The organism is Aeromonas sp. 604443, from assembly GCF_049170315.1.
Lineage (GTDB): Bacteria > Pseudomonadota > Gammaproteobacteria > Enterobacterales > Aeromonadaceae > Aeromonas > Aeromonas veronii_A.
This window is the reverse complement of sequence record NZ_JAAKMI010000001.1, coordinates 168,093-181,473: the sequence shown is the minus strand read 5'-3', so window position 1 is coordinate 181,473 and position 13,381 is coordinate 168,093. Positions and strand designations below refer to the sequence as shown.

9 protein-coding genes are annotated in these 13,381 nt (G+C 61.3%); 8 read left to right on the top strand and 1 reads right to left on the bottom strand.

Annotated elements, in window-relative coordinates; all coding sequences use genetic code 11:
- Positions 1-139: 139 nt before the first annotated feature.
- Complete coding sequence (locus tag G5380_RS00780) at positions 140-1,261, bottom strand: 4-phosphoerythronate dehydrogenase (protein ID WP_421352207.1); 1,122 nt, start codon at positions 1,259-1,261, stop codon at positions 140-142.
- A 247-nt stretch (positions 1,262-1,508) separates the two neighbouring features.
- On the opposite strand from G5380_RS00780, the gene G5380_RS00775 reads away from it, so the two are divergent.
- The 8 genes from G5380_RS00775 to G5380_RS00740 all read left to right on the top strand — a co-directional run bounded on the left by G5380_RS00775 (position 1,509) and on the right by G5380_RS00740 (position 13,346).
- Entirely contained in the window at positions 1,509-2,246 is a 738-nt protein-coding gene (locus G5380_RS00775; RefSeq protein ID WP_421172205.1) for a phosphatase PAP2 family protein, read from the top strand.
- Positions 2,247-2,345: 99 nt separating this feature from the next.
- Positions 2,346-3,023 carry a ribonuclease T gene (rnt, locus tag G5380_RS00770; RefSeq protein ID WP_005333780.1) on the top strand — a complete coding sequence of 226 codons (678 nt, stop codon included), beginning with the start codon at positions 2,346-2,348 and terminating at the stop codon, positions 3,021-3,023.
- A 273-nt stretch (positions 3,024-3,296) separates the two neighbouring features.
- Positions 3,297-4,619, top strand: a complete 1,323-nt coding sequence (locus tag G5380_RS00765) for a Na+/H+ antiporter family protein (protein WP_005344933.1) — start codon at positions 3,297-3,299, stop codon at positions 4,617-4,619.
- Between the two features lie 364 nt (positions 4,620-4,983).
- Positions 4,984-5,742: a flagellar motor protein gene (locus G5380_RS00760; RefSeq protein WP_335843154.1), complete on the top strand. Its 759-nt coding sequence runs from the start codon at positions 4,984-4,986 to the stop codon at positions 5,740-5,742.
- Positions 5,717-6,595: a flagellar motor protein MotB gene (locus G5380_RS00755; RefSeq protein WP_421204749.1), complete on the top strand. Its 879-nt coding sequence runs from the start codon at positions 5,717-5,719 to the stop codon at positions 6,593-6,595. Before G5380_RS00760 ends, G5380_RS00755 begins: the two co-directional genes overlap by 26 nt.
- A 162-nt stretch (positions 6,596-6,757) precedes the next feature.
- Positions 6,758-8,896: a TonB-dependent hemoglobin/transferrin/lactoferrin family receptor gene (locus G5380_RS00750; protein ID WP_421352206.1), complete on the top strand. Its 2,139-nt coding sequence runs from the start codon at positions 6,758-6,760 to the stop codon at positions 8,894-8,896.
- Positions 8,896-10,902: a prolyl oligopeptidase family serine peptidase gene (locus tag G5380_RS00745; RefSeq protein ID WP_421352205.1), complete on the top strand. Its 2,007-nt coding sequence runs from the start codon at positions 8,896-8,898 to the stop codon at positions 10,900-10,902. The genes G5380_RS00750 and G5380_RS00745 overlap by 1 nt, the downstream gene beginning before the upstream one ends.
- Positions 10,899-13,346, top strand: a complete 2,448-nt coding sequence (locus tag G5380_RS00740; RefSeq protein WP_421352204.1) for a proprotein convertase P-domain-containing protein — start codon at positions 10,899-10,901, stop codon at positions 13,344-13,346. The genes G5380_RS00745 and G5380_RS00740 overlap by 4 nt, the downstream gene beginning before the upstream one ends.
- Positions 13,347-13,381 lie beyond the last annotated feature (35 nt).

Genomic DNA, 13,381 nt, shown 5'->3' with positions numbered 1-13,381 from the left:
GCTCCCGCACGGCGAGATGACGCTGCCTGATATGGCTGAGCTGGCGCAGTAGCATCTGCGCCAGCTCAGTAAAAAATGGGTTCGAGGTAGCCAGTACGGCTCACCCCTTCCGGTTATCTTCCAACTCCTAGTCCCCAACTCAGGGGCGTGACAGCGCAAATCCCAGCTCGCCCAGCGCCTGGTCGGCAAACGCCCCCTCAACCTGCAGGGAGGATAGTTCACGGCGCTCTGGATAGTGTTTGCGCTGCTCGTCAAAGCTGCCGGGCAAGCCGAGTCGGGCCCGGAAACGGGCATCATCGCGGCGCACATCATAGACCAGATGCACCAGCTGCTTGATCAGCGCCTGATCCGGTGCGCGGCCCGGCACCAGCGCCAGCACATCGGGGGCAGGCAACAGCTGACTCAAATCCTGACGAGGCTGGCGTCCCAACTGCTGGCAGAGCGCCTGATAGAGCATCCAGGTACCGCGGGCCTTCCCCTCCAGGCTGTAACCAGCGATATGGGGGGTGGCAATCTCGGTATGGGGCACCAGCGCAGACAGTGGCTCGGGCTCGTTCTCCCACACATCCATCACCAGTCGCAATGGTTTATCGCTCAACTGGCGCGCCAGCAGGGCCCGGTTATCCCACACCTCGCCACGGGATGCGTTGATCAGGATCTGTCCGGCAGGGCGCGCGGCAATCTGTTCGGCATCGAGCAGATGGTAGGTGGCATCCACTCCTTCGCGTGTGATGGGCACGTGGAAGCTGACAATATCGGCGCCAAGGGCGGCCTGATAATCGACAAAACCCGCTGCGGGATTTTCCCGCGCCTTGGGCGGATCGCAGCGCAGCACCCGCATGCCGAGCGCTTTGGCCTTGCCAGCCACACACTCGCCAGTATTGCCCGCGCCAATCACCGCCAGCGTCATGGCCGAGAGGTCAAGTTCGTAGCGCTCCGCCAGCACCAGCAGGGCTGAGAGTACATAGTCCCCCACCGAATACTTGTTGCAACCGGGGGCGCTGAAGAAGGGAATATTGCGGCTTGCCAGCAACGCCTTGTCCACATGGTCGGTGCCTATGGTGGCGGTGCCGACAAACCCGAGTTTGGGGCTGGTCGCCAGCAAATCGCCGTTGACGCGGGTGACCGAACGCACCAGCAGCACATCGGCATCGAGCAGATCGCGGGCCTGCATCTGCCGTCCGGGCAAGGGGATCACCTCGCCAAATTCGGCAAACAGCTCCACGGCATGGGGCATATTCTCATCAACGACTATCTTCATCGGGCTCTCTTTGGTCACAACCGCCACGGGGGCGCCATTCTAGCGCAAAGCCGCCCGAGATTTCAGCCTGTGATGCAATCAGGCACGAAAGGGGACCACATTGTTCGGTGGCCACTCTCTCCTGCTGTTCAAACCGAGGATGTCGCCACAAATGTGTAAGCAGAGGTAACAAACGTGCTGATCGGCTTTGTCCGGGCATGTCACGGTGGCACAATGCCCCTCTTTTTCGCGATCGACCACACCCACCATGCCGCCACATTTCTCGTCGCTCTCTGTCTCCTCACTCACCCGCAGTCAGGTGCTTGGATTCACTGCCCTGCTGATCCTGCCCCTGCTGCTGCTCGCCACCCTGCCTTGGCAGCCTTTTCTGATCGACTCCCTGCAATCAGGCTGGCTATGGTGGTCATACGCCCTCACCCGCATGGTCGATATTCCCGGGATCGGGGTCAGTGGCGCCCTCTTGCTGTTGCTGACCCGCTACAAACTCAAACTGAAGCTGACCCCCTTCATTGCGCTGGGATGCGCGCTGGCAGCCCTGCTCGCCAGCGACTGGGTGCTCAAGAGCCTGATCAAACACCTGACCGAAGAGCCCAGACCCTATCTGATCTGGCTGGAGAGTCAGTCGCTGATCCCGGCCATCAAGCACTTCTACGCCAGTAGCATCGATGTGCGCAGTGAACAGGTTCATGCCGCCAGCCAGTTGCTGGCCCTGCCTGAGTGGCTCGGCCACCACTGGCAGGCCGAGGTGAACTACGCCTTCCCCTCCGGCCACAGTATCGCCGCCATCAGCCTGGCCCAATTTTTCGGCCTTATCTGGCTGGCCCGCGCCCCCACAGGCGTCTGGCTGCTGCCTTTGTGGGCGCTGGGGGTTGGTCTGTCGCGCATGGTGATGGGGATGCACTGGCCGGTGGATGTGCTGGCCAGCGCCCTGCTGGGTACGCTCACGGCGCTGATTGCCGCCCGCTGGTGGCTGCACAGATATTGAATCGCGCGCCATCTTGCCGCGGCCAACTGCGTGGGATGGGAGGACAAGCCTGTGCTTTTTTGCCATAATGCCGCCTCATTTTATCCCGACCGAGATCCCATGACCGACGCAGTTCATACCCTCAAGGGCCGTTTCCGTGGTTTTTACCCCGTCGTCATCGATGTTGAAACAGCCGGGTTCAACGCCAAGACCGATGCCCTGCTCGAAATCGCGGCTTACACCCTGAAAATGGATGAGCAGGGCTGGCTCGTTCCCGATCAGGTATTCCACTTTCATGTCGAGCCCTTCGAAGGGGCCAATCTGGAAAAGGCCGCGCTGGAGTTCACCGGCATAGACCCCTACAACCCGTTGCGTGGTGCTGTCTCGGAAAAAGAGGCGCTGACCGAGATCTTCAAGGGGATCCGCAAGGGGATGAAGGAGCAGGATTGCGGCCGCGCCATCATAGTGGCCCACAACGCCACCTTCGATCACGGCTTCGTGATGGCCGCCGCCGAACGAGCAGGCCTCAAGCGCAATCCGTTCCACCCGTTTGCCACCTTCGACACCGCCGCCCTCTCCGGGCTTGCGCTGGGTCAGACCGTGCTGGCCAAAGCGTGCCAGAGCGCCCGCATCCCGTTTGACAATAAAGAGGCGCACTCTGCTCTCTATGACACCGAGCGCACCACCGAGCTGTTCTGTCATATCGTCAACCGCTGGAAGAGCATGGGGGGATGGCCGCCAGCGCATCCGGATGATGACACAACCGATGCCCCTGCCGACGATGAGGGACAAGAATAAACGGACGAAGGCTGCCACTGGCAGCCTTCGCTTTTTAGGGAAGTGATTGATTGCACGGCGCACCGGAAATCGCTATCAACGTCACTATCCACCGCTGCGCACGGGATGCACAGAGACAAACAGGTCACAAACCCTCATGTTGAGCAACCTTGTGCCACATGCTGCTGCGATATGAGGGGTTTGACTGATTTTTTACTCGACATTTGTCACATTTTTCGCAAACTAACTCCCCTTCACATGACAGACAGCAATAACAAACTATAAGGAAATCAAATGAATCCTGTTGTTATCGCAGTCGGGCTGATGCTGGTGCTCAGTCTGCTGCGGATCAATGTGGTGGTCTCGCTGGCGCTGGGGGCCATTGCTGGCGGCCTGGTGGGCGGGCTGTCGTTGACCGATACCCTTACCACCTTCAGTGGTGGCCTGGGCGGTGGTGCCGAGATTGCCCTCTCCTACGCCATGCTGGGCGCCTTTGCGGTTGCCATCTCCCGCTCCGGGATCACCGACCTGCTGGCCCGCAAGGTGATCAGCCAGTTGGGCAAGGATGCCAGCTCGACCCGCATCATGTGGGTTAAAACCCTGCTGCTCTCTTCCGTGCTGGCCGTGGCCATCTCGTCCCAGAACCTGATCCCGGTTCATATCGCCTTTATTCCCATTCTGATCCCGCCGCTGCTGCATGTAATGGCGCAGATGCAGATCGACCGTCGTCAGGTGGCCTGTGTCATCACCTTTGGCCTGACCGCCACCTATATGGTGCTGCCGGTCGGCTTTGGCGGCATCTTCCTGAACAACATTCTGGCCAAGAACCTGATCGATAACGGCGTGCCCATCACCACCAGCCAGATCCCGCTGGCGATGGCCATTCCGGTTGCCGGTATGGTACTGGGCCTGCTGATTGCGGTATTCATCAGCTATCGCAAACCGCGCCAGTACGATCTGGCCAAGATCCTGGATGCCGAGCCCGAAGCGGTCGAGCTCAACCTCACTCATATCTGGGTGGCCCTGCTGGCCATTGGTGTAGCACTGGGGCTGCAGTTGATGACCAACAGCATCGTACTGGGTGCGCTGGCCGGTTTTGTCATCTTCACCTGCGGCGGCGTCATCAAGTTTCGCGAAAGCCAGGATGCTTTCACCCAGGGGGTGCGCATGATGTCGCTGATCGGCTTCATCATGATCTCCGCCGCCGGTTTTGCCGCGGTGATGAAGGCAACCCACGGGGTCGACTCTCTGGTACAGGTGGTCGCCTCCGGCATCGGCCAGCACAAGGGGATCGCCGCCTTCCTGATGCTGCTGGTGGGCCTGCTCATCACCATGGGGATCGGCTCTTCCTTCTCCACCGTGCCCATCATCGCCACCATCTATGTGCCGCTCTGTCTGCAGCTCGGCTTCTCACCGATGGCGATCATCGCGCTGGTCGGTACCGCTGGCGCGCTGGGGGATGCGGGGTCACCGGCCTCCGACTCTACCCTGGGCCCGACATCCGGCCTCAACGCCGATGGCCAGCACGACCATATCTGGGACAGCGTGGTGCCCACCTTTATTCACTACAACATCCCGCTGGTGATCTTCGGCTGGATTGCAGCCATGGTGCTCTGATCGCCCCTCTGACATCGAGCCATATACTGCAAAATACGAAACAAGAAGGCGACCTGATGGTCGCCTTCTTGATGATGACGTCACCTAATCACCAGGATATGGTCCCGAGAGGAGAAGATCTTTATTGTGCTTCATGGATTCCCGGCTCTGGATGATTGCGCACTATAGTAGCCGCAGACTGTTTCGCTCTTAGTCAGTCTCTCGCCACTGATGCCATAACAACGTTTGCCTCTCCCCGCTTTGTGCGCGACACCCGCTGCCACATACCACGCCGATTAATTGTTCAGCGATTGGATATCATTTTGAAAAACTGATACTTAACTAGCTACACTAGCCATTATCAACATACAGGGACGTGTAAAAAATGAGCTTGATTGGCTTGGTGCTGGCGTTGATCGCCATCCTTGGCGGCAACATGATCGAGGGTGGTCACCCCAGTGCACTGCTCGATCTGCCCGCATTCCTCATCGTGATCGGCGGCACCATAGGCGCTGCGCTGACCCAGTTCCCCTTCTCTGTCGTCGGTAGCACCATGAAGCGTTTCAAATGGCTGCTCTCTCCCCTCAAACTCGACATGCTGGAACAGGCCCAGTTGCTGGAGACCCTGGCAGGCAATGCTCGCCGCAGCGGCATGCTGGCGCTGGAAGGGATGATCGAGGAGATCAAGGATCCCTTCCTGAAGAAGGGGGTGCAGATGATGGTCGATGGCTACGAGAAGAACAAAATCCACGAGGTGCTGGAGAACGAGATCGAATTTGAACAGGAAGATCTCGAACAGACGGTCAAATTCTATGAAGCCATGGGCGGCTACTGCCCGACCATGGGGATCGTCGGCGCGGTATTTGGCCTGATCCACGCCATGGGTCTGCTGGATGCCCCCGACAAGCTGGGTGGCGCCATTGCGGTGGCTTTTATCGCCACCATCTACGGGGTATCCGCCGCCAACCTGATCTTCTTGCCGTTCGGCAACCGCTACAAGGGGTTTGCCCACCAGATCCGCCACTACAAGGAGATGACTCTGACCGGCATTCTCTGCATCGTGGATGGCGAGTCCCAAGCACGCCTGCAAGTGACCCTCGAACCTTATCTGGGAGGCCATGGTGGCGAAAAAGAAAAAGGCTGAAGCGCCGGAGAACCACGAACGCTGGCTGGTCTCCTATGCCGACTTCATGACATTGCTGTTCGCCCTGTTTGTGGTGCTCTACTCCTTTGCCATGGCCAAGCAGTCCGAAACCCGGGTGCTTATCCAGGGCTTTATCGAGTCGCTGGGTAAAATCGGCCTCATCTCCCCGCCTGCCGGCTCACCCTTGATGCAGGGGGGCACAGGGATTCTTGAACCGGAATCGAAGACCACGCCAAGCAGCCCGAAAGAAGAGACTGTGCTGGAGAAAGATGCCCCCATGGCGGCATCGGATCCCTTCAACGAGACCATAGGTGCCTCGGAAAAGCCGAGCGCCACCGAATCCTGGCCCCATAAGACCCAGGAGCAGGAGTGGGTGCAGGTGACCAAGCAGAAGCTTGAGCAACAGCTCAAGGCCCAGATTGAATCGAAAGATCTCGAGGTCGAGCAACTCGGCAGTCAATTGGTGATCCGCATCGGCGAGAAGGCGCTGTTCCCCTCCGATTCGGCGTTCCTGCAACCCCAGTTCATCCCGCTGGTCCATAAGATCGCCGGCATTCTGGCCAATATCCCGGGGCAGGTAGTGGTCACCGGTCATACCGACAACTCCCAAGCGCCGGTGGAGCTCTATCGCAACAACTGGGAGCTCTCGGTGCTGCGGGCCTCTTCCATCGTGCAAACCATGCTGGCTAACCCCCAGCTGGATGCCAGACGAGTCATCGCTCAGGGTGTTGCCGACACCCAACCCCGCTTTGCCAATGACACCCCCGAACATCGCCAGGCGAATCGCCGGGTCGATATAACCCTCTCTCAAGGCAAGGCAGCAGAAGAGTCGCTGCAACTGCTCAAGCCCTGATCCCCCCACTCCCGCTTCGCGCGGGAGCCTCTTTTTAAAAACAAATAACTCAATAATATCAATACCATAAGATCTTAATGATAATGATTGCCATTTATTGTCAAGTGGTCAGGCCTCTGCAATAATGCCGCCCCTCAGGCTTAAATAAAAACAATTATCATTATGAACAAACTGCTTCAGGCATGGCCGGCACTCCTGTGTGCCTCCGCTGGCGCGGCCGATCTTCCCCCTGTGGAGAAGGCGCGCAGCGACGACACCATCATTGTCACCGGGCAACGGGTACAACAGAAACTCTCCGATGTTTCCGGCTCCATCACCGTCATCACCCAGGAAGAGCTGGACCGTCAGGTCGCCAGCGAGCTGACTCATGTGTTTCGCAAGATCCCCGGAGTCTCGGTCACCGGCTCTGCCGGGCGACCGCAAAACATCAGCGTGCGCGGCATCGGTGGCAACCGTATCCTGCTGATCAAGGATGGAGTGCGCGTCAGCGACGGCTTTGGCGCCGACAACATCAATGACAAGGTAGGTCGCTTCAACTTCGACCTTGATGACATCAAGCAGATTGAGGTGGCCAAGGGGGCCGGCTCCTCCTTGCATGGCTCCGATGCCATCGGCGGCACCGTGGTGATGAATACCAAGCAGCCGGAAGATTATCTGCAACAACAAGATAGCTATGTGGCGGCCAAAACCCTCTACGGTGGCGACAGCAACAAGAAGAAGCTCAGCATGACCGGCGCGGTGCGGGCACTGGAGAGCGAACATCTGTTACGCCTCTCCGGCTGGCGTGGCAACGAAACCGCCAACTTTGAAGAGAACCGCATTCCGGCTGATTTGGATGGCATGAGTGCCTCCACCAACAGCCGCCTCCCCCTCAATGCCCATCACGCTCTGCGGCTGGAGCTGGACTACTACGAGGATCACGCCAAACGCCAGATGGGGCCCAAAGCGGTGCCCCAACCCGATGGCAGCTGGGACGTGGTCGGTTTTCAGGAAGATGGCGATCAGCGCACCCAGGGCGGCAAGTTCAGCTGGGAAGCCAGCGATCTGGGCATGGTCGATACCCTCAACTGGAGCCTGTTTGGCAATCAGTCCCGCAACGAAGCCAACCAGCGCCAGTTGCTGCGCAACGATGCCCTGAGCGGTTATCCCAGATATCGCAGCCAGCGCACCCTCTCCACGTTCGAGGAGCTGCGCCTTGGCAGCGAGCTGGAGTTGCAGAGCAAGCTGAGCACCGGCTCGCTGGATCACACCTTCAGCTACGGTGTGGAGCTGGAGCAGGCCAACCACGAGCGGCCGGTCAGCAATCTGACCCTGGAAGATGGCATCACCACCCAGGGACAGAAAGCCCCCTTCAGCAAGGCAGAGACCCGCCGCGATGGCATCTGGCTGAGCGATGTGATCGATCTGGGCAGCTGGCAGTTTACCCCGACCCTGCGCTTTGACCGCCAGCGCCTGCGCGCACCGGACAGCAATCTGGCCGAGAACCACAGCGACCACATCTCCCCCAGTGTGGCGGCCAGTTACCGCTTCAACGAAACATGGCGCAGCTGGCTCAGCTATGCCAACGGCTTCCGCGCCCCCGCTTACGATCAGGTTTACGGCAACATTCCCCACTACTTTGCCATGCCGCCATTCGAGATCATTGCCAACCCCAACCTCAAGGAGGAGACCAGCCACAGTCTGGAGTGGGGAGTGAATGGCCAAAGCGACAACTGGAGCGTCAAACCGGCCGTTTTCTACAACCGCTACTACAACTTCATCGACTGGCGCCAGACCGGTTTTCGCCTCGATGACGGTGTCTTCCTGCGCCAGTATCGCAACGTCGCCAAAGCAGAAACCTGGGGCGCCGAGCTGGCCGCCAGCCTCTGGCTGAGCGACGAGTGGGAGCTTTCGACCAATCTGGCATGGATGGATGGCAAGGATCACCGCGGTGAGCCGCTGCGCACCCAGACACCGCTGGAAGGCAACACCACCCTGCGCTGGCAACAGCTCGACTGGGGGGTTGAGCTCAGTGGCAACTATGCCGCCGCCATGACCAAGGTGCCCCAGTGCGCCAATGCGCAGACTGGCTACAACGGTGCCTGCCAGAGCAGCGCAGGCTGGTTCAGTCTGGATCTCACCGGCGACTGGCAGATCACCGAGGCGCTCAAGGTCAATGCCACCATCGGCAACCTGCTCGATACCCGCTACGTCCGCTATCAGGATGTGGCCGGACTCCCGGCTGGCAGCGACACCTCCCTCTACAGCCAGAGCGGCCGCTACCTGTCAGCCAGCCTCAGCTACCGTTTCGTGGGGATGTGATGAAACATCATGCAATCATGGCGGCCCTGTTGGCCGTCCCGTTGGCGTGGGCGCAAGAGGCCCTGCCACCCCCGATCCCGTCCCAGCCACACCTGATTTCAGGCAGTCCCGTACGCCAGGATCCCTACTTCTGGTTGCGGGACGAGAGCCGCAGCAACCCGGCCATTCTCGCCCTGCTCAAGCAGCAAAATCGCTGGAGCGAGCAGCAGCTCGCCGCGCAGCAGCCACTGGAAGCCACCCTGCGCGCCGAGTTTGCCCGTCATCCGGCGGGGGAACCCGTGCCAGAGAACTGGCTTGTCCGCGGCGATCAGGCATGGCAGCTGCGCCCGGATGGCTCACTCTGGCAACGCCACGGTGGCAAGGTGCAGCAACGGCTTCCCGCCAGAGCGGGTGAGGCCTATTACGAAGCGGGCGGCTGGGCACTGAGCCCGGATAACCGCACGCTGGCCATCGCCGAAGACAGGCGCGGCGATCTCGACTATCAGGTCACCCTGCTCGATCTCCAAAGCGGCAAGGCGCTGGCCAGTTTGGCGCAGCGCAGCGCTGGTCTCGCCTGGTCACAAGATGGTCGCACCCTTTACACCATCGCCAACGAGCGTTACACCCTGCGCCCCTGGCAGTTGCGCGGCTGGCAGGATGGCCAGGAGCAGACTCTCTATGAGGAGCAGGATCCCGCCTGGCTGCTCAGCCTCTATCGCACCACGGATGGCCAGCATCTGGTGTTGCTGGGCAACAACCACGATAGCTCGGAGCAGTACCTGCTCGACTCGGGCAAGCCGCAGCAGGTCAAACCCCGCCAGCGCGGGGTGGAATACTATCTGGACAGCCAATCCGGCTGGGTGATCAAGAGCAACCGGGAGGGGGCGTTTGCCCTCTATTCAGCCAGCACGCCGCTCGGTGAGTGGCAGCGCCTGTGGCCCGCCAAAGGGGAGGATCTCGGCGATCCCGAAAAGTGGCGACTGTTTGATCGCCATCTGGTGGTGCAGTTTCGCCAGCAGGGGGAGGATTGGCTCGCCCTGCTCGATCGCAACGGCCATGAACGCCAGCGCCTGCCGCTGGCCAGTGGCGCCGGAACCGGCTGGCTACAAGGAGAACATGACCCGGCCAGCGACCGTATTCTGGTGCGCAGTCAGGGCTTGAGCCAGCCCCCCGGCCAACGCTGGCTGGATTTGAACAGCGGCCAGTGGATCAACGACCGGCACACCGCAGGCAATAAAGCATTGCCCTATCAGAGCGAGCGGCGCTGGATCACCTCTGCCGATGGCACCCGGGTGCCTGTCTCGCTGGTGTGGCGCAAAGATCTGGCCCCTCGCGCTGTACTGCTCTATGGCTATGGCGCCTATGGCACGCCGATGCGCCCCTACTACCAGAAAGAGCTGTTGAGCCTGCTGGATCGGGGCTTTGTCTACGCCATCGCCCATGTGCGCGGCGGCGGCATGCTGGGGGAGCAGTGGACCCGCGACGGGCGGGGCATCCACAAGCAGAACGGTATCAGCGACTTTATCGCTGCCGGCAACACCCTGCGCCACTGGTCACCCGACTCAGCCCCTCTGCCCCTGTTTGCCATGGGGGGCAGCGCGGGGGGCACGCTGGTTGCTGCGGCCCTCAACCAGCAACCGACACTCTTTAGCGGCGCCGTGTTGCAGGTTCCCTTCGTCGATATGCTCGGCACCATGAGCGATCCTGCCCTCCCCTTGACCCGTCAGGAGTATCAGGAGTGGGGCAACCCGGCCAAGCCCGCAGAGTATCAGGCGATGCGTCGCATCAGCCCCTACGACAACCTGCAGCGCGCCCCCTACCCGCCCCTGCTGGTCACTACCGCTCTGCACGATAGCCAGGTCCCCTACTGGGAGCCGGTCAAGTGGCTGGCCCGCCTGCGGCAGCACAGCACGGGCTCCGGCCCCTACCTGCTGCTGACCGAACTGGAGGGGGGCCACCGCGCCGGTGGTGGCGATCGGGCTCGTGAATTTGCCTTCTTGTTGCATCTGGCGGGGATCAACCAATGACCCCGCCGCTGATTGGGAGTACCACTATGAAACCCCTGTTGCCCGCCCTCTTGCTGGGGCTGGCTGGCTTTTCCACTCAGGCCGCCGAACTGCGTTTTGTCGAACAGGACGCCCCGGCCGATACCCGCCTCTGGCTCGAACAGCAGCTCGGCGTCACCTTGAGTGATGCCCCGGCCTATCAGCGCCAAGGCAAGCTGGGCCACTATCTGCATTATCGCCAGCAGCTCAATGGCGCACCGATCGCCGGCCTGATGGCCGCCGTCAGTCTCGATGAGCAGGGTCGCCCGTGGCGCCTTTATCACAATACCCGGCTGATGCAGGCACAGGCGGCTCCATGTGATGAAGCAAGCCGCGCCGGGGTGGATGCCTATACCGCCACGCTGGATGGTACTGTGTGGAAATTCGCTGGCAGTGACGAAGCCCAGCCCTGGTACTGGCAGGATGGCGACACACTGACTGCGGCCTGGCGCCTGCTGGCGGTGGAAAGCCAGCCGGGCAACAGCAAAAGCAGCCACTGGCAACTGTTTGTCACCTGCGATGGCAGCGCCCTGCTGGGGCGCACGCTGCAAGAGGCCAGCACCCGTGCCGAAGCGGCCCCGCTGGCAGGGGAAGCGGCCACGGTGCAGGCCCGCATCTTTGCCCTCGACCCACGCACCCAGCTGCAAGATGGCAATTTGCTATGGCGCCACGATCTGGTGCTGGACAACGGGGCCTATCGCACCGTCCCGCTCACGGTACAAAAGGTGGATGACACCTACCAGCTGAGTGGCCCACGCGCCCGGGTCGTGGATGGCACAGCGCCGGAAACTGCCCCCTTTAGCAGCCCTGATGCCGATGGCTTCCAGCTGGATCACCAGCAGCCCGCCTTCCTCGATATCAATGGCTACTACCATCTGGATCTGGCCCAGCGCCATGTGGAATCCCTTGGCTACCCAACGCTGATGGGCGGCCCCCTGGCCATCGATACCGATGCCGGGGAGCAGGACAACTCCCTCTATGACCCCTTCCTGCGTCGGTTGGAAATTGGCCGGATAGGGGTACCCGATGCGGAAGATCCCATGGTGATCTGGCACGAGTTTGGCCATGCGGTGCAGCACCATATCCTGCCCGACATGGGAGAAGAGGGTGACTGGGGCGCCATCGGCGAGGGCTTTAGCGACTATCTGGCCGCCAGCTGGCGCCAGCGTAGTCCAGAGGCTCGCCAATTCGAGCCTTTCATGGTCTTCAACTGGGATGCCAGGATCAGCGGCCGGACGCCCCGTCAGCTCGATGATCTGCGGGCGCGCTATCATCCGGGCTTCCTCTATCCGGCTCACCTCACCATCAACGGCAGCAACGGCGACCAGCTGTGGGGCACCCCGCTCTTCACCGCGCTGCGCCAGGCCGTTGAACAGTATGGCGAGGTAGCCCGTGACGAGTTCGATACCCTGCTGATTGAATCCCACTTCGGCCTCGGCCCGCAGGTGCGGATGCCCCAGCTGGCGCGGGTCACCGTGGATACCGCCAACCGCCTCTATCCGGATCGCAGCTATGGCAAGCTGCTGGAGCAGGCCTTCCGCCATCACGCCCTGCTGCCCACGCCCATCGCGGCCCGCCTTGCCGATGACAGCTACCTGTTGCCCGGGGAGAAAAAGAGCCTCGCCATCGAATTGACCAACCAGAGCGGCCGCCCCCTGACCGTGGCTGACGCCAGCCTGCTCCCGAGCAAGGGGCTCATGGGTGACGGTCACTGGCAAGGAGAGCTCAACGCCGATGGCACCGCCCGCTGGACCCTGCCGCTGGAAGCAGCGAGCAACCTGACCTGTGGCGAGGCAGTCACCTTGCCGCTGCAGTTCCAGCTCACCCTGCCCAGCCCCACCGAGCGCCAGACCCGCCTTGACCTGCAACTGCCGATCGGTGAACCGCTCTGGCAGCGGGCCATCGGCCAGGGTGGCCAGATCAAGGATGCGGTGAGCGATGAACGGCACGGCCTGTCCCGCTTCACCCTCACCTTGCCCGAGAGCAAGGCCCGCATCGACAGCGGATTCGTGGTCGCCCTCGATCTGGAGCACAGCAAGCTGGAGCAGCTGGAGATCTGGCTCACCTCCCCTTACGGCACCCGGATCAGCCTGTGGAACAAGGGTTATGCCAGCCATACCCGGCTCAAGGGGGAGTTCCCCCGTGAACTGGTACCGTTCGAATCACTCGATAAGCTGCACGGCGAACCGCTCGCTGGCCGCTGGCTGCTGGAGATCAACGACACCAGCGCCGGTGACACCGGTCAGTTGCGCAACTGGCGGGTCGCCCAGCAAGTCGGCGCCCGCTGCGACAAGGATGAAGCCCTGCCCAACACCGGCATCATTCCCCTTGAGCAGGATGAAGGGGGTGGCGGCACGGCTTCCCCCCTGCTGCTGTTGCTGGCCCTCTGCCCCCGCCTCTGGCGCCGGAGCACCCCGCGCCGTTGAATCCTGTACCACGGGGGTTACCGCCCCCGTGAACC